We start from the raw sequence: 22408 nt of genomic DNA, 5'->3' as shown, positions 1-22408 counted from the left end.
CGGCCGGCTCCGTACGGTCGGGGACACTGGACGGGTGAGTGAGACCCCCGCTGCCCCCACGTCCCGCGGCACCCTCGCGCTGATGCTGCTGCTGACCGCGCTCGGCGCCGTGCTGGTGCTGACCGCCGTCGGCCGCACCTGGGCGGAGGGGGTGGCGCCCGGCACCGCCGGCGGCCGGATCGCCGTGCACGCCACCGGCGGCCGGCTGACCGGCCTGCCGACCGGCATGGCGCTGGCCTCGCTGGCCGCCGCCGTCGCGGTGTTCGCGGTGCGCGGCCGGGCCCGGCTGCTGGTCGGCCTGCTGACCGTGCTGGCGGGCGTCGGCACGGTGGCCGGGGCACTGCTGGGCCGCGCCGACACCGCCACCCTGAACGCCGTCGCCGCCGGGCAGCTCGGGCTGGCCAGCGGCCACGCCGAGGAGATCACCCGGACCGGCTGGCCGTGGGTGGCGCTGGCGGGCGGACTGCTGCTGCTCGCGGCGGGCGCGCTGACCGTCCGCTTCGGCCGGAACTGGCCCGCCATGGGCTCCCGCTACGACGCCCCGACCGCCCGCCGCCGGGCCGGCTCGGCCGGCCACAGCCCCGCCGACCTCTGGAAGGCGCTGGACCGCGGCGAGGACCCCACCGGCTGAGTGTGCGCGGGACCACGGACGCCCCCGCTTGGGAACGCCGTGTTCGGCCCGGCACAATGGACAGCGACAACCCGTCGAGGGTCGCCCAGGACCGCCCGACCGGGGCCCCGGAGATACAAGGAGCACCATCAAGATGGCTTCAGCAGCGCACGGCCACACTCCCGCCGCGTGGACCGGCGTGGTCATTTCGTTCGTCGGTTTCTGCGTGGCCGGCGTGGCCATGATCATGCCGAACGTCGTGCTGACCATCGCGGGCCTCGCCGTCGTCCTGATCGGCGGCGTCGTCGGCAAGGCGATGTCGATGGCAGGCATGGGCAAGCAGCCCAGCAAGAACTTCGCCCCGGCGCACTCCGAGGAGCGGGCCGCGGTCACCGCGGCCTGACCCGGGCGACGACCGGTACGGACGGCGGGCGGCGCGCCCGCCGTTCGGCGTTTCCGGGGCCTGCGGCATTTCCCGGAGCGACCGGGGCAGAATCGTGCCCGTGAACGCTCCCGCCGCCCCCGAACCCGTCGCCGGCTCCGTGCCGCGGCGCCTGGTCCGCCCGCTGGCGGCGCTGCTCGCGGTGGCGATGCCCACCGCCTTCGTCGCGGCCGTCGACCCGAACACGCCAGGCCACTACCCGGTCTGCCCGGTGCTGGAGGCGACCGGCTGGTTCTGCCCGGGCTGCGGCGGCCTGCGCTCCGTGCACGCGCTGAGCAGGGGCGACCTGCTGACCGCGGCGCACGACAACCTGATGGTCACGCTGCTGGTGCTGACCGCGCTCGCGCTGTGGGTGCGCTGGACGGTCCGGGCGGTGCGCGGCCGCCCCGCCGGGGTCCGGCTGACCGCCCGGCAGACCGTCGTCCTGCTGCTGGCGCTGGCGCTGTTCTCGGTGCTGCGCAACCTCCCGGGCGGGTTCGGGCTGGCCCCGCCGGCGGTGTGAACGGGCCCCCGGCGGTCCGCCGATCGAGACGCGCGCCGGTCGGATGCGGAGTGCGCCCCCCGGGCCCGATACCATCGAATGGCCGGGGCTGTGCACCTGCGACCCCGGCCTCACCAGCGAAACACGATGGGGGCGCACGCGTGACTGTGCTCGACGAGATCATCGACGGGGTCCGGCAGGACCTTGCCGAGCGACAGGCCCGGACCTCCCTGGACGAGCTCAAGGAGCTCGCGGCGAAGGCGCCCGAGGCGAAGGACGGCGTGGCCGCCCTGCGCGGCGACGGCGTCCGGGTGATCTGCGAGGTCAAGCGCTCCAGCCCGTCCAAGGGCGCGCTCGCGGCGATCGCCGACCCGGCCGCGCTGGCGGTCGACTACGCGGCGGGCGGGGCCGCCGCGATCAGCGTGCTCACCGAGCAGCGCCGCTTCGGCGGCTCGCTGGCCGACCTCGACGCGGTGCGCGCCGCGGTCGCCACCCCGATCCTCCGCAAGGACTTCATCGTCACCGCCTACCAGCTGTGGGAGGCCCGCGCGCACGGCGCGGACCTGGCGCTGCTGATCGTCGCCGCGCTGGAGCAGCCGGCCCTGGTCTCGCTCATCGAGCGGGCCGAGTCGATCGGGCTGACCCCGCTGGTCGAGGTGCACGACGAGGAGGAGATCGCCCGTGCGGTGGACGCCGGCGCGAAGATCATCGGCGTCAACGCCCGCAACCTGAAGACCCTCGAGGTCGACCGGAACACCTTCGGCAACGTGGTGGACGCCATCCCGGCGCACATCGTCAAGGTCGCCGAGTCCGGGGTCCGCGGCCCGCACGACCTGATCACCTACGCCAACCAGGGCGCCGACGCGGTGCTGGTCGGCGAGTCCCTGGTGACCGGCCGCGACCCGCGCACCGCGGTCGCCGACCTGGTCGCCGCCGGCGCCCACCCGGCGCTGCGCAACAACGGACGGGGCTGACCCGCCGCCATGTCGATCGCCACCCGCCTCGCCCCCGGCTGCCGCCCGCGCGGCTGCCGCGCGCCCGCACGCCGGGCGCTGGGGCGGCGGGTGCGGTACGTGATCGGCTGCGAGCCCGGACAGGTCCCCGGACGCCGATGGCGCGGAACCCGCGGCTGAGCACCCGCCGCCCGTTCCACCTTTCACGCCGTCAACTCCCACTTCGAGGACGAGTCATGTCCGAGCTCCACCTTCCGGGTACCCAGGTCCCGGACAATCGCGGCTACTTCGGCGCCTACGGCGGCCGCTTCATCCCGGAGGCGCTGGTCGCCGCCGTCGAGCAGGTCGCCGAGGAGTACGAGAAGGCCAAGGCCGACCCGGCCTTCGCCGCCGAACTCGACACCTTGCTGAAGGACTACACCGGCCGGCCCAGCCCGCTGACCGACGTCCACCGGTTCTCCGCCGAGGCCGGCGGGGCGCGGGTCCTGCTCAAGCGCGAGGACCTGAACCACACCGGCTCGCACAAGATCAACAACGTGCTGGGGCAGGCCCTGCTGACCCGCCGGATGGGCAAGACCCGGATCATCGCCGAGACCGGCGCCGGCCAGCACGGCGTGGCCACCGCCACCGCCTGCGCCCTGTTCGGCTTCGACTGCACCATCTACATGGGCGAGGTCGACACCCAGCGGCAGGCCCTGAACGTCGCCCGGATGCGCATGCTGGGCGCCGAGGTGATCCCGGTGAAGTCCGGCAGCCGCACCCTGAAGGACGCCATCAACGAGGCGTTCCGCGACTGGGTCGCCAACGTCGACTCCACCCACTACCTGTTCGGCACCGTGGCCGGCCCGCACCCGTTCCCGATGATGGTGCGCGACTTCCACCGCGTCATCGGCATCGAGGCCCGGCAGCAGGTGCTGGACCGCACCGGGCGGCTGCCCGACGCGGTGGTCGCCTGCGTCGGCGGCGGCTCCAACGCGATGGGCATCTTCCACGAGTTCATCCCGGACGCCGGCGTGCGCCTGATCGGCTGCGAGGCGGCCGGCGACGGCGCCGACACCCCGAAGCACGCCGCCACCCTGACCAAGGGCGACCCGGGCGTGCTGCACGGCTCCCGCACCTACGTGCTGCAGGACGAGGACGGCCAGACCATCGAGTCGCACTCGATCTCGGCCGGCCTGGACTACCCCGGCGTCGGCCCCGAGCACGCCTGGCTGAAGGACACCGGCCGGGCCGAGTACCGCCCGGTCACCGACCGCGCCGCGATGGAGGCGCTGCGGCTGCTGTCCCGCACCGAGGGCATCATCCCGGCCATCGAGTCCGCGCACGCGCTGGCCGGCGCGCTCGAACTCGGCCGCGAGCTGGGCCCGGAGGCGACCGTCCTGGTCTCGCTCTCCGGCCGCGGCGACAAGGACATGCACACCGCCGCCGAGTACTTCGGCCTCTACGACGACGCCGAGGGGACCAACTGACCATGGCCGACACCAAGCTCACCACCGCCCTCGCCGCCGCCAAGGACGAGGGCCGCGCGGCCCTGATCGGCTACCTGCCGGCCGGCTTCCCGACCGTCGACGGCGGCATCGCCGCGATCAACGCGCTGATCGAGGGCGGCTGCGACGCCGTCGAGGTCGGCCTGCCGCACTCCGACCCGGTGCTGGACGGCGCGGTCATCCAGACCGCCGACGACATCGCGCTGCGCGGCGGCGTGAAGATCAAGGACGTGCTGCGCACCGTCGCCGAGGTCGCGGCCGCCCACCCGGCCGTCCCGGTCCTGGTGATGACGTACTGGAACCCGGTCGACCGCTACGGCGTCGCCCGGTTCGCCGCCGACCTGGCCGCGGCCGGGGGAGCGGGCTGCATCCTGCCGGACCTGCCGGTCGAGGAGTCCGCGGAGTGGCGCAAGGCCGCCGCGGAGCACGGGCTGGACACCGTGTTCGTGGTCGCCCCGTCCTCCCAGGACGCCCGGCTGGCCGAGGTCACCGCGGCCGGCTCCGGCTTCGTCTACGCCGCCGCCGTGATGGGCGTCACCGGCACCCGCGCCGCCGTCGGCAACCTGGCCGAGGACCTGGTGGCCCGCACCCGGGCCACCACCCCGCTGCCGGTCTGCGTCGGCCTGGGCGTCTCCAACGCCGACCAGGCCGCCGAGGTCGCCGCCTTCGCGGACGGCGTGATCGTCGGCTCCGCGTTCGTCAAGCGCCTGCTGGACGCCGCCGACCAGGACGCCGGCGTGGCCGCCGTCCGGGAGCTGGCCGCCGACCTGGCCGCGGGCGTGCGCCGCACGTAGCACCCGCGGGGCGGAGGGCCGCCCGGGGAACTCCTGTTCCCCGGGCGGCCCTCCGGCGTTTCCGGGTACCACCTGATCGGGTGAACTGTTCGGGCCGGTCGGTGTTCCCGCCGCGGCCCCGGACGTTGAACCCCCTGACGGTTCGTCGGCGAAAGGACGTACGGATGGCCCGGGTCCAGAGGGCGGTGCTGCTGCGGGCACTGGCGGCCGGCCTGGCGCTGGCCGCGGCGCTGGTCGGAAGCGGAGGCGTGGAACGGGAGTTGGCCCGGCGGGGCGCCGAGCAGGCGGTGGTGTGCCAGCAGTCGGGGACGGCCTGCAACGAGCCGGGACGATGATTCGAGAAATCGGACGTATGACCGCATAGTGTCGCTCAAACGGCTTAACTCGCCAATGTGGAGGAACCGCCCGGCATCCCCTACGGTTCATCAGGCAGAAAACGGTGGCACGCGCCCGAGGGGGAACTGATGGCCAGTCAGCAGGCCGAACACGGCCGGGTGAGCGGGTTTCGCCGGGCGGTGGACGGTCCGGCGGCCGAGTGGTTCGGGCTGGCGGTGCGACTGGGCCTGGCCGTGGTGTGGGGCTGGGCGGGCTTGGCGAAGGTCTCCGACCCGGCCGAGGCGGCGCAGGCCGTCCGGGCCTACGAGATCCTGCCGGAGTCGCTGGTGAAGCCGGTCGGCTGGGGGCTGCCGTTCCTCGAACTGGCGCTGGCCGTCCTGCTGGTGCTCGGCCTGGGCACCCGGGTGGTCGCGGTGATCTCCGCGGCGCTGCTGCTGGTGTTCATCGCCGGCATCTCCTCCGCGTGGGCCCGCGGCATCTCGATCGACTGCGGCTGCTTCGGCGGCGGCGGCACGGTCGACGAGTCGCAGACCACCTACCTGCAGGAGATCCTCCGCGACACCGGGTTCCTGCTGATGTCGGCGTGGCTGATCTACCGCCCCCGCACCAAGCTCTCGGCGGACGCCTGGCTGGCCGCCTGACGCGGCCCCGCCGGGCCGCCCACCCCCGTAGTGAAGAGAGAACCGACCCCGACCATGGCAGAGCACCTCATGAGCGACAAGAACCGAGAAGGCAAGCGCAGCGCCCGTGAGCGGATGCTGGAGGAACGGGCCGAGCAGGAGGCCCGGTCGAGGCGGAACAAGAAACTGGTGGTCGGCGGCGCGGTGCTCGCGGTGATCGCCGCCGCCGTGGTGGTCGGCGTGGTGGTGCAGAACCAGCGCTCCAAGCCGGAGACCCCGACCGCCGCCCCCGCCGGCACCATCGGCGACAAGAACCTGATCATCCCGGTCGGCGCCCCCGACGCCCCGTCCACCCTCACCGTGTACGAGGACCCGCGCTGCCCGGCCTGCGGCATCTTCGAGCGCACCTTCTCGCCGACCGTCGACCAGCTGGAGGACGCCGGCAAGGTCTTCGTCAACTACCACATCGTCTCGTTCATCGACCGCTCGCTGGGCGGCAGCGGCTCCAAGTACGGCGCCAACGCCCTCGGCTGCGCGCAGAACGCCGGGCACTTCCGGGACTTCCACGACGTGCTGTACCGCAACCAGCCCGACGAGACCGCCGACACCTTCGGCAACAAGCAGGCCCTGATCGACCTCGGCAAGCAGGTGCCGGGCCTGGACAACGCCGAGTTCCAGTCCTGCGTCAACTCCAACACCTTCGCCGGCTGGGTCTCCGCCGTGCAGCAGGACTTCGACAAGTCGAGCTTCAAGTCGACGCCGACGGTGCTGCTCAACGGCACGCCGATCTACCCGAAGAAGGGCGACGAGCAGATCAGCCCGGAGAACCTGGTGAAGTGGGTCGACGAGGCCAACCAGGGCAAGCAGCTGGGCACCCCCGGCTCGCACGGGCAGAGCCCGGCGCCGACCTCGACCGCGGCCGAGACCAACAACCCGCCCTCGCCCTGACCCGCCGGGAGGAGTGACGCTTCCGTGACCCGCTCCGGTGCCGGTGCGACGGGCGGGACACGGTAGCGTCGAGGGTGCCATGGATCTCGCATACATTCCGAGCCCGTCGCGGGGCGTCCTCCACCTGGGACCCATCCCGCTGCGCGCCTACGCGTTCTGCATCATCATCGGTGTCGTCGTGGCCGTGTGGCTCGGCAGCCGGCGCTGGGTCGCCCGCGGCGGCGGCCGCCACACCGTCGGCGACATCGCGGTCTGGGCGGTGCCGTTCGGCCTGGTCGGCGGCCGGCTCTACCACGTCATCACCGACAACCAGCTGTACTTCGGCGAGGGCAAGCACCCGCTCGACGCGCTGAAGATCTGGGAGGGCGGCCTCGGCATCTGGGGCGCCATCGCGTTCGGCGCGGTCGGCGCCTGGATCGGCGCCCGCCGCCGCGGCGTCCCGCTGCCCGCCTGGGCCGACGCGCTCGCCCCCGGCATCGCCCTCGCCCAGGCCTGCGGCCGCTGGGGCAACTGGTTCAACCAGGAGCTGTACGGCCGGCCGACCACCCTGCCCTGGGGCCTGAAGATCGACAAGACCCTGCCGAACGGCGAGGTCGTCAGCGGGATCTACCACCCGACCTTCCTGTACGAGTCGATCTGGTGCGTGCTGGTCGCACTCCTGGTGATCTGGGCCGACAAGCGCTTCACCCTCGGCCACGGCCGCGCCTTCGCGCTCTACGTCGCCGCCTACACGGTCGGCCGGTTCTGGACCGAGTGGCTGCGCATCGACGAGGCGCACCGCTTCTTCGGCCTGCGGCTGAACGACTGGGTGGCGATCGCCGTCTTCATCGGCGCCGTGGTCTACCTGGTGCTCTCGGCCCGGCTGCGCCCCGGCCGCGAGGACCCGGACGAGATCGACCCGCAGGCCACCCGCGAGCGCGCCGAGGCGGCCGCGGCGGCGGAGGCCCCGCCGGCGACGCCCCGAAGGACGCCCCTGCGGGCGGTGCGCCGAAGGACGCGTCGGCCAAGGCGCCGAAGGACGCGGCGGCCGTCGAGGACGCCAAGGACTCCGAGAAGTCCTCCTGAGCACACCCGTCGGTCCCGTTGGGGCCGCTCCCGCCACGGCCGGCGGGGGCGGCCCCAACTGCCTTTGGGCAGGCTTACTTTGCTGGAAAGTCGCAGGTCAAACGGCTACGTTCGAGAGGCACGAGCAGCCCGCCCGGGATCCGGCGCAGGGGGTCGTCCGCCGTGCCCGGAAGGGGAGCCGCCAGCATGAGCACCGTCACCGCCGACCCGCAGACCGACAGCCCGCAGCCCCGGATACCCGCCGACGGCCACCACCGGGACGTCAACGGCGGCTGGCTGCGCCCCGCCGTCTTCGGGGCGATGGACGGCCTGGTGTCCAACTTCGCGCTGATGACCGGCGTGGTCGGCGGCGCGGCCACGCCGAGCACCGTGGTGCTGACCGGCCTGGCCGGGCTGGCGGCCGGCGCGTTCTCGATGGCGGCCGGCGAGTACACCTCGGTGGCCTCCCAGCGCGAGCTGGTGGAGGCCGAGCTGGAGGCCGAGCGGATCGAGCTCAAGCGCAACCCGCGCGGCGAACTGGCCGAACTGGCCCAGCTGTACGTGGAGCGCGGCGTGGAACCGGAGCTGGCCCACGAGGTGGCCCGGCAGCTGTCCGCCGACCCGAACACCGCGCTGGCGGTGCACGCCCGCGAGGAGCTCGGCGTCGACCCGGACGACCTGCCCTCGCCGCTGGTCGCCGCGGTCTCCTCGTTCGGCTGCTTCGCGCTCGGCGCGCTGCTGCCGGTGCTGCCCTACCTGCTCGGCGCGACCGCGCTGTGGCCGGCCGCGCTGCTGGCGGTGCTCGGCCTGTTCGGCTGCGGTGCCGTGGTGGCCCGGGTGACCGCGCGCAGCTGGTGGTTCAGCGGCGTGCGCCAGCTGGCGCTGGGCGGCGCGGCGGCGGCCGTCACCTTCCTGCTGGGCCGGCTGATCGGCGGGGCGATCGGCTGACCGGCCACCCGGACGGGCCTGTACGAACACCCAGAACTCTGCATGACTATGCGTTGCAGCGCGTGATGTTCCACACATGGGCACGGGTCGCCGCCTTGCCCTGGTCTCATCATCCGGTCGCCGACCCGCACAATCCCAACCGCAGTCGGCCTCCGGGTCGGGGAATCCCAGGCCGACCCCCGGCGGGGATCGTTCCAAGGGCGTTTCGCCCCTGTTTCGGCCCCCCGGGCACCGGGCACACTGGACTGGACGCGCGACGCTGCGCCTACCCTCCATTCGCCCCGTGACCTGCGGTTGTGTCCGCGATATGGACGCAGAATTCCACTTCCCGGGATCACCGGCATCATGTAACCTGCACCGACAAATCGCATCAGGGCCAACGTCGTCCCTTTGCATCAAGCAACTGATCACGACGACGGGAGAGCCGATGCTGTCTGCATCCATGCACTCCGGCCACGAGGACGACCAGGCCGCCGGCGGCCCCTACGCCCTCGTTCCGGACGCGCGTCCCCAGGCCCAGGGTCTGTACGACCCGCGCAACGAGCACGACGCCTGCGGCGTCGGCTTCGTGGCCACGCTGACCGGCATCGCCGACCACAGGATCGTCGAGCAGGCGCTGACCGTGCTGCGCAACCTGGAGCACCGCGGCGCCACCGGCGCCGAGCCCGACTCCGGCGACGGCGCCGGCATCCTGACCCAGGTCCCGGACGCGTTCCTGCGTGCCAACGTCGACTTCGAGCTCCCCGCCGCCGGCTCCTACGCGGTCGGCATCGCCTTCCTCCCGGAGGACGACGAGGCGGACGCCGCCGCCGTCGCCCGGATCGGCGCGATCGCCGCCGAGGAGGGGCTGACCGTCCTCGGCTGGCGCGACGTCCCCACCGCCCCGGAGCTGCTGGGCGCCACCGCCCGCTCCGTGATGCCGCGCTTCCGCCAGCTGTTCCTGGGCCACGGCGAGCGGTCCGGCATCGAGCTGGACCGGGTCGCCTTCGTGGTGCGCAAGCGCGCCGAGCGCGAGGCCGGGGTGTACTTCCCCTCGCTGTCCGCCCGGACCCTGGTCTACAAGGGCATGCTGACGACCGGTCAGCTGGAGCCGTTCTTCCCCGACCTGTCGGACCGGCTCTACGCCTCCGCGATCGGCCTGGTGCACTCCCGGTTCTCCACCAACACCTTCCCGAGCTGGCCGCTCGCCCACCCGTACCGCTTCGTCGCGCACAACGGCGAGATCAACACGGTCAAGGGCAACCGCAACTGGATGACCGCCCGGGAGTCCCAGCTCGCCACCGACCTGATCCCCGGCGACCTGAGCCGGATCTTCCCGGTCTGCACCCCGGACCACTCCGACTCGGCGTCCTTCGACGAGGTGCTGGAGCTGCTGCACCTCGGCGGCCGCTCGCTGCCGCACGCGGTGCTGATGATGATCCCGGAGGCGTGGGAGAACCACGCCACCATGGACCCGGCCCGCCGCGCCTTCTACCAGTACCACTCCAACCTGATGGAGCCCTGGGACGGCCCGGCCTGCGTCACCTTCACCGACGGCACCCGGATCGGCGCCGTCCTGGACCGCAACGGCCTGCGCCCCGCCCGGTACTGGATCACCGAGGACGGCCTGGTCGTGCTCTCCTCCGAGGTCGGCGTGCTCGACATCGAGCAGGAGAAGGTCGCCAAGAAGGGCCGCCTGCAGCCCGGCCGGATGTTCCTGATCGACACCGCCGAGCACCGGATCGTCGAGGACGAGGAGATCAAGTCCGCCCTCGCCGCCGAGAACCCCTACGAGGAGTGGGTGGCCGCCGGGCAGATCCAGCTCGCCAAGCTCCCCGAGCGCGAGCACATCGCCCACACCCACGCCTCGGTGACGCGCCGTCAGCAGACCTTCGGCTACACCGAGGAGGAGCTGCGGGTCATCCTCGCCCCGATGGCGAAGACCGGCGCCGAGGCGCTCGGCTCGATGGGCACCGACTCGCCGATCGCCGCGCTCAGCGAGAAGCCGCGCCTGCTGTTCGACTACTTCACCCAGCTGTTCGCCCAGGTCACCAACCCGCCGCTGGACGCCATCCGCGAAGAGCTGGTCACCTCGCTGCACAGCAACCTCGGCCCCGAGGGCAACCTGCTGGACGCCTCCCCGGCGCACTGCCGCTCCGTCGGCATCACCTTCCCGGTGATCGACAACGACGAGCTGGCCAAGCTGATCCACATCAACGCGGACGGCGACCAGCCCGGCCTGAAGGCCGTCACGCTCTCCGGCCTGTACAAGGTCGCGGCCGGCGGCGAGGGCCTCGCCGCCCGGCTCGCCGAGATCGCCGCCGAGGCCGACGCCGCGATCGCCGACGGCGCCCGCATCGTCGTCCTCTCCGACCGGCACTCGGACGCCGAGCACGCGCCGATCCCGTCGCTGCTGCTCACCTCGGCGATCCACCACCACCTGATCCGCACCAAGCAGCGCACCCAGGTGTCGCTGCTGGTCGAGGCCGGCGACGTCCGCGAGGTGCACCACGTCGCGCTGCTGGTCGGCTACGGCGCCGGCGCGGTCAACCCGTACCTGGCCATGGAGTCGGTCGAGGACCTCGTCGCCCAGGGTGTGTTCGTCCAGGGCATCGAGCCCGAGAAGGCGATCCGGAACCTGATCTACGCGCTCGGCAAGGGCGTGCTGAAGGTGATGTCCAAGATGGGCATCTCCACCGTCGCCTCCTACCGCGGCGCGCAGGTCTTCGAGGCCATCGGCCTGTCCCAGGAGTTGGTGGACGCCTACTTCGCGGGCACCACCACCAAGCTCGGCGGCATCGGCCTGGACCAGATCGCCAAGGAGACCGCCGCCCGGCACGCCAAGGCGTACCCGGCGTCCGGCATCTCCGCCGCGCACCGCGCGCTGGAGATCGGCGGCGAGTACCAGTGGCGCCGCGAGGGCGAGCCGCACCTGTTCGACCCGGAGACGGTGTTCCGCCTCCAGCACTCCACCCGCAGCAAGCGCTACGACATCTTCAAGCAGTACACGGGCCGGGTGAACGCCCAGTCCGAGCGGCTGATGACGCTGCGCGGCCTGTTCCGGCTCGACGCGCTCGGCCGGACCCCGATCCCGATCGACGAGGTCGAGCCGGTCTCCGAGATCGTCAAGCGGTTCTCCACCGGCGCGATGTCCTACGGCTCCATCTCGATGGAGGCGCACGAGACCCTCGCCATCGCGATGAACCGCCTCGGCGGCAAGTCCAACACCGGCGAGGGTGGCGAGGACCCGGAGCGCCTGTACGACCCCGAGCGCCGCTCGGCGATCAAGCAGGTCGCCTCCGGCCGGTTCGGCGTCACCTCCGAGTACCTGGTCAACGCCGACGACATCCAGATCAAGATGGCCCAGGGCGCCAAGCCCGGCGAGGGCGGCCAACTGCCCGGCCACAAGGTCTACCCGTGGGTGGCGAAGACCCGGCACTCCACCCCGGGCGTCGGCCTGATCTCCCCGCCGCCGCACCACGACATCTACTCCATCGAGGACCTCGCCCAGCTGATCCACGACCTGAAGAACGCCAACCCGGACGCCCGCATCCACGTGAAGCTGGTCTCCGAGGTCGGCGTCGGCACGGTCGCGGCGGGCGTCTCGAAGGCGCACGCGGACGTGGTGCTGATCTCCGGCCACGACGGCGGCACCGGCGCCTCCCCGCTGACCTCGCTCAAGCATGCGGGCGGCCCCTGGGAGCTCGGCCTCGCCGAGACCCAGCAGACCCTGCTGCTCAACGGCCTGCGCGACCGCATCGTGGTGCAGACCGACGGCCAGCTGAAGACCGGCCGCGACGTCGTCATCGCCGCCCTGCTGGGCGCCGAGGAGTTCGGCTTCGCCACCGCCCCGCTGGTGGTCTCCGGCTGCATCATGATGCGGGTCTGTCACCTCGACACCTGCCCGGTCGGCGTCGCCACGCAGAACCCGGTGCTCCGCGAGCGCTTCACCGGCAAGCCCGAATTCGTGGTCAACTTCTTCGAGTTCATCGCCGAAGAGGTCCGCGAGATCCTCGCCGAGCTGGGCTTCCGCTCGATCGAGGAGGCCGTCGGCCACGCCGAGCACATCGACGCGCAGTCCGCGATCGACCACTGGAAGGCCTCCGGGCTCGACCTGGCCCCGCTGTTCCACGTGCCCGAGCTGCCCGAGGGCGCGGCCCTGCACCGCACCACCGAGCAGGACCACGCACTCGACAAGGCGCTCGACAACCAGCTGATCGAGCTGGCCGAGGACGCCCTGGAGCGCGGCGACGCGGTCCGCATCCAGCTGCCGATCCGCAACGTCAACCGCACCGTCGGCACCATGCTCGGCCACCAAGTGACCAAGCGGTACCGCGGCGAGGGCCTGCCCGAGGGCACCATCGACGTCACCTTCACCGGCTCGGCCGGCCAGTCCTTCGGCGCCTTCCTCCCCAAGGGCGTGACGCTGCGCCTGGAGGGCGACGCCAACGACTACGTCGGCAAGGGCCTGTCCGGCGGCGTCGTCGTGGTCCGCCCGGCCCGCGAGGCCGCCGCGATCGGCGCCGACGCGCAGCAGCACGTGATCGCCGGCAACACCATCGGCTACGGCGCCACCGCGGGCCGGATCCACCTGCGCGGCAAGGCCGGCGAGCGTTTCGCGGTCCGCAACTCCGGTGCCACCCTGGTGGTGGAGGGCGTGGGCGACCACGGCCTGGAGTACATGACCGGAGGACGCGTGGTGATCCTCGGCGAGACCGGGCGCAACCTGGCGGCGGGCATGTCCGGCGGCATCGCCTACGTGCTCGACCTGCGGCCCGCCAACGTCAACAGCGGCATGGTGGGCATCGAGGCCCCCGACGCCGCCGACCGCGAGTGGCTGCGCGAGACCGTGCAGCAGCACTACGAGGAGACCGGCTCCACCGTCGCCGCCGAGCTCCTGGCCGACTGGGGCAGCGGGGTCTCCCGCTTCTCCACGATCATGCCGACCGACTACAAGGCAGTGCTCGCCGCCAAGGACGCCGCTGAGCGCGATGGCCTCTCCGAGGCCGACACCACCGCGAAGATGATGGAGGCGGCACGTGGCTGACCCCAAGGGCTTCCTGACCACGCCCAAGCAGCTGGCGGAGCGCCGTCCGGTGGACGTGCGACTGCGCGACTGGAACGAGGTCTACGTCGAGCGCAGCCTCCTTCCGATCATCGGCAAGCAGGCCGGGCGCTGCATGGACTGCGGCATCCCGTTCTGCCACAACGGCTGCCCGCTCGGGAACCTGATCCCCGAGTGGAACGACCTCGCCTACCGGGACGACTGGACCGGCGCGATCGAGCGGCTGCACGCCACCAACAACTTCCCGGAGTTCACCGGCCGCCTGTGCCCGGCTCCGTGCGAGTCGGCGTGCGTGCTCGGCATCAACCAGGACGCGGTGACCATCAAGAACGTCGAGGTCACCATCATCGACAAGGCCTGGGACCGCGGCGGGGTCACCCCGCAGGTCCCGGAGCGGCTGTCCGGCAAGACCGTCGCCGTGGTGGGCTCCGGCCCGTCCGGCCTGGCCGCCGCCCAGCAGCTCACCCGGGCCGGGCACACCGTCGTCGTGTACGAGCGGGCCGACCGGATCGGCGGGCTGCTCCGTTACGGCATCCCCGAGTTCAAGATGGAGAAGCGCCACATCAACCGCCGCATCGAGCAGATGCGCGCGGAGGGCACCCGGTTCCGCACCGGCGTCGAGGTCGGCGTCGACCTCACCGGGCAGGACCTGCGCTCGCGCTTCGACGCCGTGGTGATCGCCGCCGGCGCCACCACCGCGCGCGACCTGCCCGTCCCCGGGCGGGAGTTGAACGGCATCCACCAGGCGATGGAGTACCTGCCGCTGGCCAACAAGGTCCAGGAGGGCGACTACGTCGACTCCCCGATCTCGGCCCGGGGCAAGCACGTCGTGGTCATCGGCGGCGGCGACACCGGCGCCGACTGCGTCGGCACGGCGCACCGTCAGGGCGCGGCGTCCGTCACCCAGTTGGAGATCATGCCGCGGCCGTCCGAGGCCCGGCCGGCCGGCCAGCCCTGGCCGACCATGCCGATGACGTACAAGGTCACCTCGGCCCACGAGGAGGGCGGCGAGCGGGTCTACTCCGTCTCCACCACCCACTTCGCCGGGGACGAGGACGGGAACGTGCAGGAACTGCACCTCGTCGAAGTCGCCTTCAAGGACGGCAAGTTCGAGCCGGTGCCGGGCAGCGAGCGGGTCATCCCCGCCCAACTGGTCACGCTGGCCATGGGCTTCACCGGCACGGACGTCAAGAACGGCCTGGTCGAGCAGTTGGGCGTCGAGCTGGACCCGCGCGGAAACGTCGCCCGGGACGGCAAGTTCGGCACCAACGTCCCCGGGGTGTACGTTTGCGGTGACGCCGGTCGCGGTCAGTCGCTGATCGTCTGGGCGATCGCGGAGGGCCGTTCGGCCGCCGCGGCGGTCGACACGTACCTGAGTGGCAAGACTCCGCTCCCCGCCCCGATCAAGCCGACCGACCGTCCCCTGGTGGTCTGACCACCCCACAAACGCCAGCCCCCCTCGCGGGGGGTACGGCCGACAAACACCGACCCGCCAGAGCCGCCGGGATCCGGTCGACGCCTGCCCCTTTCCCCGACCAGGTCTAGGGCAGGCGTCGTTGTTTCTGCCGGGGGGTGCGGGGGGTGCCCTAGGCGCTCGGGACCTTGTCCAGGAAGCCGATCACCGAGGCGATCCGGCCGTCCTCCGTCGCGGTGAGGACGTCGAAGCCGATGACGATCGCCTCCGCCGCGCCTTCGGGGGCGAGCTCCCAGGTGAAGCGGGCGACGTTGTGGTGGGCGTCGACGGGGCCGCCGAGGCGGAAGACCAGGCCGGCGAACTGGGCCTGGACGGCGGCGAGGGTGGCGTCGAACTGGTCGTGGCCGCGGGTCTCGACCAGCGGGTCGGTGTAGGTGCCGTCGGCGGCCCAGGCGTCCTCGACGAGCTTACGGCGGGCGGCCGGGTCGGTCTCGTTCCAGGCGGCGAGGTAGCGCTCGGCGAGGTTCTGCAGGTCCATGGTGTGCTCCGTCCTCGGTGGTCTTCCGGGTGGTCTTCCTTGCAGGACAAGAAGTTACGGAGAACGCGCGGACGGCGAATCGGTCGTGCATAGGTAGGGCCGGGCCGCCCGGGTAGGTAGGCTGCTGGGCATGCTGCTGTACGGGCGGGGGGCGGAGCAGGCGGTCGTCGGCCGGCTGCTGGCGGAGGCGGGCGTGGGGCGGGCCGGGGTGCTGGTGCTGCGTGGGGAGCCGGGGGTCGGGAAGAGCGCGCTGTTGGCCGCGGCGGCCGAGGGCGCTCCCGGCCGGGTGCTGCGGGCGACGGGCGTGGAGTCGGAGGCCCGGCTGCCGTACGCGGCGCTCAGCCAGCTGCTGGCGCCCGTGCTGAACGGCGTCGCGGGCCTGCCGGGGCCGCAACGGGCGGCGCTGGAGCGGGTGTTGGGGCTGGCGGACGGCCCGGCGGGGGACCGGCTGCTGGTGGGGCTGGCGGTGCTGACGCTGCTCGGGGACCTCGCCGAGCAGGGGCCGGTGCTGTGCCTGGTGGACGACGTGCAGTGGGTGGACCGGGAGTCCGCCGAGGCCCTCCAGGTGGCGGCCCGCCGGCTGGGCGCGGAGCCGGTGGTGCTGCTGCTGGCGACCCGGACGGACGGGCCGGAGCTGCCCGGACTGCCGGAGCTGCGGGTGGAGCCGCTGACGGAGGAGGCCGCGGCCGAGCTGCTGGCCGCCGTCGCGCCCGAACTCGCCCACAGCGAGCCGGTGCTGACGGCAGCTCAGGGCAACCCGCTGGCGCTGGTGGAGCTGTCGGCGGGCGGCCCGGCGGGCGGGCTGCCACCGGCGGGCCGGCTGCGGCTGACGTACCACGGGCAGGTGAGCCGGCTGCCCGGCGGGGCCCAACGGTGGCTGCTGCTGGCCGCGTTGGAGGAGTCCGGCTCGCTGGAGGTGCTGCTGCGGGCGGCGGGGGAGTGCGGCCTGACCGTCGCGGACCTCGCGCCGGCCGAGCAACAGGGCCTGGTGCGCGTCGACTTGGCGGGCAACCGGTTGACGTTCCGGCATCCGCTGCTGCGGTCCGTGCTGGTGGACCGGGCGCCGCTGGTGGACCGGCTGGCCGCGCACGCCGGGCTGGCCCGGGCGTACGGGGAGCGGGAGCCGCTGCGGCGGGCCTGGCACCTGGCGCTGGCGGCGACCGGCCGGGACGCGGCGGTGGCGGAGGAGCTGGCGTCGGCGGCCGCCGGGGCGGCGTCCCGGGGCGGGCACACCGGGGCGTCGGCGGCCTACGAGCGGGCCGCCCGGCTGAGCCCGGACCCGGTGCGGGCACGGGAGTTGACGGTGGAGGCCGTCGAAGCGGCGCTGGAGGCGGGCGAGGTCGGCCGGGCCGAGGCGCTGGCCGCCGCCGCGGACGGCCCCGGCCTGGACCCGGTGACCCGGGCGCACCTGCTGTTCGCCCGGGGCGTCGCGGAGTTCTGGCGCGGCGAGCACCGCTCCGCGCACGGCAGGCTGACGGAGGCGGCCGGCCTGGTCGCGGAGCTCGCCCCCGGCCCCGCGGCCCGGGTGCTGGTGCAGGCCGTGCACGCGGCCTGGTACCTGGACGCGGAGGCGGTGCGCGGCACGCTGGCCGCGCTCGGCGCGCTCGCGCTCCCGGCGGGCGATCCGCTGCGGCCGGTGGCGGCCTACCTGGACGCGGCGCTCGGCGAGGCGCCGGACGGGCCGACGCTGGCGGAGACCGAGCGGGCGGCCCGGGCCGCCGGGGCGGCCGCGCCGGTGGACCTGGCGCTGGCGTGCGGCGCCGCGCTGGCGCCGGGCCGGGACGAGGAGGTCCGCGAGCTGGCGGGCCGGCTGGTCCGGGAGGCCCGCGAGGGCGGCGCGTTCGGCACGCTGCCGACCCTGCTGTTCTTCCTCGCCGAGGCCGAGCTGTTCGAGGGGCGCCCGGGCGCCGCCGAGGAGCACGCCGGGGAGGCGCTGCGGCTCGCCGAGGACTGCGGGCAGCCGCAGTGGACCGGCCAGTTGCACGGCTTCCTGGCCTACGCGGCGGCGGCGCGCGGCGCGGACGCCCGGTGCCGCGAGCACGCGGGCCTGGCACGGGCCCGGGGCGCCGCCGGGCTGCCGTGGGCGCAGTGGGCGCTCGGCGTGCTGGAGTTGGGCGCGGGCCGGGCCGAGGACGCGTTCGGGCAGCTGGCGGCGCTGGCCGGCGGCGGGCAGAACTTCCACATCTCGGCGACCCGTTCGGTGCCGGACCTGGTGGAGGCCGCGGTGCGGCTGCGCCGGGCCGAGGAGGTCGCCGGGCCGCTGGACCGGTTCGAGCACTGGGCGCGGCGCAGCGGCCGGCCGTGGGCGCGGGCGCTGGTCGACCGCTGCCACGCGCTGCTCGCCCCCGACGAGCTGGCGGAGCAGTTCTACCTGTCGGCGCTGGCCCGGCACGCCGAGCAGCCGCGCCCGTGGGAGCAGGCCCGCACCGAACTGCTGTACGGCGAGTGGCTGCGCCGGGGCCGGCGGAAGGCGGAGGCCCGGGTGCCGCTGCGGGCGGCCGAGCGGACGCTGCGTCAGCTGGGCGCGCTGCCCTGGGCGGAGCGGGCCCGGCTGGAGCTGGACGCCGCCGGCGCGCCCGCCGCGCGCGGCCCGGCAGGCGCGGTGGCGGGCCTGACCCCGCAGGAGTCGCAGATCGTCCGGCTGGCCGCGCAGGGCCTGTCCAACCGGGACATCGCGGCGCAGCTGTTCCTGAGCGCCCGCACCGTCGGCCACCACCTGTACAAGGCGTATCCGAAGCTCGGGGTGAGCTCGCGGACCGATCTCGCCGGGGTGCTGCCGGCGCTCTCCTGACCGGGTGTGAAACACACAACTGTGCAACGGCTTGGCCAAATGCCGGAAGGCCCTCGCGGAGTGTCGTCGCGCAGTGGCAGACTGCATCCCACGGGGTCCAACTGTTGGTTCGGGGCGGAGGTTTGCATGACGGGCCTGCAGACGGGCAGCGGTGCGACCGCTCGTCGCATCCAGTTGGGCGCCCAGTTGCGCCGGCTGCGCGAGGCCCGCGGCGTGACCAGGGAGGACGCGGGCTACTCGATCCGCGCCTCGGAGTCGAAGATCAGCCGGATGGAACTCGGCCGGGTCGGCTTCAAGCAGCGTGACGTGGCGGACCTGTTGACGCTGTACGGCGTGGAGGACGAGCAGTCCCGCGCCGCGCTGCTCGGGCTGGTCGGCGAGACCAACGCCCCGGCCTGGTGGCACGGCTACGGGGACGTCATCCCCGGCTGGTTCCAGACGTACCTCAACCTGGAGGACGCGGCGAACCTGGTGCGCAGCTACGAGGTGCAGTTCGTGCCCGGGCTGCTGCAGACCCCGGAGTACGTGCACGCGGTGATGCGGGCCGGCAGCCCGGGCGTGCCCGAGGAGGAGATCGCCCGCCGGGCGGCCGTCCGGCTGCGCCGCCAGGAGCGCTACCTCGCGCCCGACACCACCGCCCGGCTGGACCTGATCGTCGACGAGACGGCGCTGCGCCGGCCGTGCGGCGGGCCGGAGGTGATGCGCGGTCAGCTGGCGCGGCTGGCCGAGCTGTCGCTGCGGGAGACCATCGGGCTGCGGGTGCTGCCGCTGGGCATGGGCGCGCTGGCGGCGGACAGCGGGGCGTTCACCGTGCTGTCCTTCCCCGAGCCGGACCTGGCGGACGTGGTGTACGTGGAGCAGTTCACCACCGCGCTGTACCTGGACAAGCCGAGCGAGGTCGCCGAGTACACGGCCGCGCTGGACCGGGTGTCGGCGGCGGCGCTGTCCGAGGAGGAGACCAGGTCGCTTCTGGCGGAGATCCTCCAAGAGGGCTAGCCCGCAATTAAGATGATGATCCGTCAGCAGGTGATCACCACCGAGAGGGATCAGATGTCCTTGATCGCGGAACTCGCCCAGCAGTACATCGACGGCCGGTGGCGGCCGGGCACCGGCTCCTGGGACATCGTGGACCTCGACCCGTACAGCGGGGAGAAGCTGGCCTCGTTCACGGTGGCCACCGCCGAGGAGATCGACCAGGCCTACCGCGCCGCCGAGCGGGCCCAGCCCGGCTGGGCCGCCGCCAGCCCCTACCAGCGCCGAGAGGTGTTCGAGCGGGCGCTGCAGGTGGTCGAGGCCCGCGAGGCCGAGATCCTCGAGGTGATGACCGTCGAACTCGGCGGCACCCTCGGCAAGTCCGCGTTCGAACTCGCCCTGGTCAAGGACATGCTCCGCGAGGCGATGGCGGTGGCGCTGCGCGCCGAGGGCCGGATCCTGGCCTCGCCCGTGCCCGGCAAGGAGAACCGCCTCTACCGGCTGCCGGTCGGCGTGGTCGGCGTGATCAGCCCGTTCAACGCGCCCGTCTTCCTGTCGCTGAAGGCCGTCGCGCCCGCGCTCGCGCTCGGCAACGCGGTCGTCCTCAAGCCGCACCAGGACGCGCCGGTGGCCGGCGGCACCCTGATCGCCAAGATCTTCGAGGAGGCCGGGCTGCCCGCCGGCCTGCTGAACGTGGTGCTCACCGACATCGCCGAGATCGGCGACGCGTTCATCGAGCACCCGGTGCCGAAGGTCATCGCCTTCACCGGCTCCGACAGCGTCGGCCGGCACGTCGCCACCGTCGCCGCCAGCCACCTCAAGCGGACCGTGCTCGAACTCGGCGGCAACAGCGCCCTGGTGGTGCTCGACGACGCCGACCTCGACTACGCGGTGGACGCCGCCGTCGCCAGCCGCTACACCCACCAGGGCCAGATCTGCATGGCCGCCAACCGGATCCTGGTCGACCGCAGCCTGTTCGCCGAGTTCAGCGAGAAGTTCACCGCGAAGGTCGCCTCGCTGCGGGCCGGCGACCCGTCCGACCCGGCCACCCAGATCGGACCGCTCATCAACTCCGCACAGGCCGAGGCGATCACCGCCGAGGTCGACCAGGCGATCGCCGGCGGCGCCCGCCCGCTGCTGCACGGCGCGACCGTCGGCACCCTGGTCAAGCCGACCGTCCTCACCGACATCCCGGCCGACGCGCCGATCCTGCACCGCGAGGTGTTCGGCCCGGTCGCCCTGCTGATCCCCTTCGACGGCGAGGACGAGGCCGTCCGGATCGCCAACGACACCCCCTTCGGTCTCTCCGGCGCCGTCCACACCGCCGACATCGAACGCGGCGTCAGGTTCGCCCAGCGCATCGACACCGGCATGATCCACGTCAACGACGGCACCATCGCGGACGAGCCCATCGTGCCGTTCGGCGGCCAGAAGAACTCCGGCCTCGGCCGCCTGAACGGCGACACCAGCGTGGACGCCTTCACCACCGTCAAGTGGATCTCCATCCAGCACGGCCGCTCCCGCTTCCCGTTCTGACCCCGCACCCCCACGAGGCCCCGCCACCCGCACCCCGGGCGGCGGGGCCGTCTGTCAGCCCTGCCGGAAGACCTCCAGCTCGGTGCCGTACCAGCGGTCGGTGCGGCCCAGGGGGGTCATGCCGAGGCGGTGGCAGAGGGCGAGGGAACGGGTGTTGCCGGGGCGGACGACGGCGTGGAGTTCGGGCAGCCCGGCGGCGAGGGCGCGATCCCGGACGGCGGCGGCGGCCTCGGTGGCGTAGCCGTGGCCCCAGCTGTCCGGGTGGAAGTGCCAGCCGATCTCGATCTCGCCGTCGCCGTCCGGGATCGGGATCAGCAGGACGGTCCCGGCGATCACGCCGGTCTCGCGGATCTCGGCGGCCCAGACGCCGTACCGGCCGTCCGGGGTGCAGCGGGAGCGGAAGCGGGCGATCAGCTCCTCGGCCTCGGCGGGGTCGGTGAGCGCACGCGGCTCGCGGCCGAGCCAACGAGCCACCTCCCACTGGGAGTAGAGGGAGAAGGCGCGGTCGCGGTCGGCGGGTTCCCAGGGGCGCAGCAGCAGGCGGTCGGTCAGCATGCGGCCAGGCTACTGCGCGGGGTTGTAGGGGAACCGGAGCGAGACGGCGAGGACGGCGCTGTGCGCGGGGTAGGCGGCGGCCAGGTCGGTGGGGCTGTACGGCTGCCAGTCGACGAACCAACTCGTTCTGACCGTGGGGTACTTGAGTGTCAGGTCGTGGGCGGCCGTGCCGTCGTCGAGGGTGGGCAGGCGCGGGGCCTGGGCCGCCTCGACGGTTGCGGTGGGGCCGCGCGGTGCGAGGTCCGCGCCGGGCGGCGGGGTGTAGGCGGGGCGGCCGGCAGGGTGTACCGGACCCGGGCCTCGTTCGGTCGGGCGGCCGCCTCGGCGAGCTGTGCCTCGGTCGCGTCGCCGGGCGGCTGGTGGGCGTGGTCGAGGGCGGCGACCAGGCCCGGGGGTTCGGAGGTGCGGAGCGGGAGCCGGTCGTCGGTCTTCCAGCCCGCGGCGGCGACGGCGGTGTCGAGCAGGGCGAGGTGCTGGCGGAAGTCGCCGTCGAAGGCCAGGTAGGCGGTGCTGGTCCGGGTGCAGGTCACCGGGTTCCAGCGCTGCCGGGCGAAGCCCATGTGGGTGACGGTGGACGTGGTGCAGACGTCCGCGACGGTCGTCCCGAGGTAGTCGGCCCAGGGCAACGCGGCTTTCAGCTGGTCGAGTTGACGGTCCGACCGGATGGTCACCTCGCGGTCGGCCGCCCGGGCGGCGGCCGAGCGGGCGGCCTTCTCGACGTCGGGCTGCGGCTCGGGCCGGACGGTCAGCCAGAAGCAGAACGCCAGCCCGAGGAGCCCCGCGAGCACCACGTACGCGACCACCGCGCAGCCGCGCGGCGTACCTCCGCGTCCGGACATGAGACCGTCCCCCTGATTCCCCGACCTGTGTGAGGTCGGACGCGCGTCCCGGCCGT

General features: G+C 73.5%; 20 protein-coding genes. 17 read left to right on the top strand and 3 right to left on the bottom strand.

The features are described 5' to 3' along the window. Positions 1 to 34 precede the first annotated feature (34 nt). The 14 genes from KCH_RS09840 (at position 35) to KCH_RS09785 (ending at position 15142) form a co-directional block, all read left to right on the top strand. Positions 35 to 631, top strand: coding sequence for a TIGR02234 family membrane protein (locus KCH_RS09840; protein ID WP_035861517.1), 597 nt, complete (start codon positions 35 to 37; stop codon positions 629 to 631). A gap of 133 nt (positions 632 to 764) precedes the next feature. Then, positions 765 to 1013, top strand: a complete 249-nt coding sequence (locus KCH_RS09835) for an HGxxPAAW family protein (protein WP_035861513.1) — start codon at positions 765 to 767, stop codon at positions 1011 to 1013. Between the two features lie 100 nt (positions 1014 to 1113). Next, positions 1114 to 1554, top strand: coding sequence for a DUF2752 domain-containing protein (locus KCH_RS09830; RefSeq protein ID WP_035871388.1), 441 nt, complete (start codon positions 1114 to 1116; stop codon positions 1552 to 1554). A 140-nt stretch (positions 1555 to 1694) separates the two neighbouring features. Beyond that, on the top strand, positions 1695 to 2507 hold the full coding sequence (gene trpC, locus KCH_RS09825) for an indole-3-glycerol phosphate synthase TrpC (RefSeq protein ID WP_035861509.1): 813 nt from the start codon (positions 1695 to 1697) through the stop codon (positions 2505 to 2507). 9 nt (positions 2508 to 2516) lie between these two features. Then, positions 2517 to 2666, top strand: coding sequence for a tryptophan biosynthesis modulator TrpM (gene trpM, locus KCH_RS47140; protein WP_198544994.1), 150 nt, complete (start codon positions 2517 to 2519; stop codon positions 2664 to 2666). Between the two features lie 56 nt (positions 2667 to 2722). Further along, positions 2723 to 3955: a tryptophan synthase subunit beta gene (gene trpB, locus KCH_RS09820; RefSeq protein ID WP_035861506.1), complete on the top strand. Its 1233-nt coding sequence runs from the start codon at positions 2723 to 2725 to the stop codon at positions 3953 to 3955. A gap of 2 nt (positions 3956 to 3957) precedes the next feature. Next, the gene (gene trpA, locus KCH_RS09815) at positions 3958 to 4767 is read left to right on the top strand and encodes a tryptophan synthase subunit alpha (protein WP_035861502.1); all 810 of its coding nucleotides are present in this window, start codon (positions 3958 to 3960) and stop codon (positions 4765 to 4767) included. Positions 4768 to 4931: 164 nt separating this feature from the next. Then, positions 4932 to 5102, top strand: a complete 171-nt coding sequence (locus KCH_RS41160) for a hypothetical protein (RefSeq protein ID WP_157031975.1) — start codon at positions 4932 to 4934, stop codon at positions 5100 to 5102. 129 nt (positions 5103 to 5231) lie between these two features. Then, complete coding sequence (locus KCH_RS09810; RefSeq protein ID WP_084223421.1) at positions 5232 to 5744, top strand: MauE/DoxX family redox-associated membrane protein; 513 nt, start codon at positions 5232 to 5234, stop codon at positions 5742 to 5744. A gap of 54 nt (positions 5745 to 5798) precedes the next feature. Next, the gene (locus tag KCH_RS09805) at positions 5799 to 6671 is read left to right on the top strand and encodes a DsbA family protein (RefSeq protein ID WP_341865368.1); all 873 of its coding nucleotides are present in this window, start codon (positions 5799 to 5801) and stop codon (positions 6669 to 6671) included. Between the two features lie 79 nt (positions 6672 to 6750). Then, a complete protein-coding gene (gene lgt / locus KCH_RS09800; protein ID WP_425268751.1) occupies positions 6751 to 7926 on the top strand; it encodes a prolipoprotein diacylglyceryl transferase in 1176 nt (391 codons plus the stop codon). Then, on the top strand, positions 7923 to 8663 hold the full coding sequence (locus KCH_RS09795; protein WP_035861496.1) for a VIT1/CCC1 transporter family protein: 741 nt from the start codon (positions 7923 to 7925) through the stop codon (positions 8661 to 8663). Before lgt ends, KCH_RS09795 begins: the two co-directional genes overlap by 4 nt. Before the next feature lie 442 nt (positions 8664 to 9105). Then, the gene (gltB, locus tag KCH_RS09790; RefSeq protein ID WP_157032398.1) at positions 9106 to 13689 is read left to right on the top strand and encodes a glutamate synthase large subunit; all 4584 of its coding nucleotides are present in this window, start codon (positions 9106 to 9108) and stop codon (positions 13687 to 13689) included. Next, positions 13682 to 15142, top strand: a complete 1461-nt coding sequence (locus KCH_RS09785; protein ID WP_035861479.1) for a glutamate synthase subunit beta — start codon at positions 13682 to 13684, stop codon at positions 15140 to 15142. The genes gltB and KCH_RS09785 overlap by 8 nt, the downstream gene beginning before the upstream one ends. Before the next feature lie 151 nt (positions 15143 to 15293). Here KCH_RS09785 and KCH_RS09780 read toward each other — a convergent pair whose 3' ends face one another. Next, complete coding sequence (locus KCH_RS09780) at positions 15294 to 15659, bottom strand: nuclear transport factor 2 family protein (RefSeq protein WP_035861476.1); 366 nt, start codon at positions 15657 to 15659, stop codon at positions 15294 to 15296. 130 nt (positions 15660 to 15789) lie between these two features. Between KCH_RS09780 and KCH_RS09775 the strand changes: the two genes are divergently transcribed. The 3 genes from KCH_RS09775 (at position 15790) to KCH_RS09765 (ending at position 20958) form a co-directional block, all read left to right on the top strand. Then, entirely contained in the window at positions 15790 to 18450 is a 2661-nt protein-coding gene (locus KCH_RS09775; protein WP_035861473.1) for an AAA family ATPase, read from the top strand. A 126-nt stretch (positions 18451 to 18576) separates the two neighbouring features. After that, positions 18577 to 19446, top strand: a complete 870-nt coding sequence (locus KCH_RS09770; protein WP_035861469.1) for a helix-turn-helix domain-containing protein — start codon at positions 18577 to 18579, stop codon at positions 19444 to 19446. A 54-nt stretch (positions 19447 to 19500) separates the two neighbouring features. Continuing rightward, complete coding sequence (locus tag KCH_RS09765) at positions 19501 to 20958, top strand: aldehyde dehydrogenase family protein (RefSeq protein ID WP_035871382.1); 1458 nt, start codon at positions 19501 to 19503, stop codon at positions 20956 to 20958. Positions 20959 to 21012: 54 nt separating this feature from the next. Here KCH_RS09765 and KCH_RS09760 read toward each other — a convergent pair whose 3' ends face one another. Beyond that, complete coding sequence (locus KCH_RS09760; RefSeq protein ID WP_035861467.1) at positions 21013 to 21513, bottom strand: GNAT family N-acetyltransferase; 501 nt, start codon at positions 21511 to 21513, stop codon at positions 21013 to 21015. Positions 21514 to 21662: 149 nt separating this feature from the next. Beyond that, positions 21663 to 22352 carry a hypothetical protein gene (locus tag KCH_RS09755; protein WP_157031973.1) on the bottom strand — a complete coding sequence of 230 codons (690 nt, stop codon included), beginning with the start codon at positions 22350 to 22352 and terminating at the stop codon, positions 21663 to 21665. Between the last annotated feature and the right edge of the window lie 56 nt (positions 22353 to 22408).

Origin of the sequence: Kitasatospora cheerisanensis KCTC 2395 (genome assembly GCF_000696185.1) — a bacterium.
GTDB lineage: Bacteria > Actinomycetota > Actinomycetes > Streptomycetales > Streptomycetaceae > Kitasatospora > Kitasatospora cheerisanensis.
This window is presented reverse-complemented; position numbering and strand designations above follow the sequence as displayed.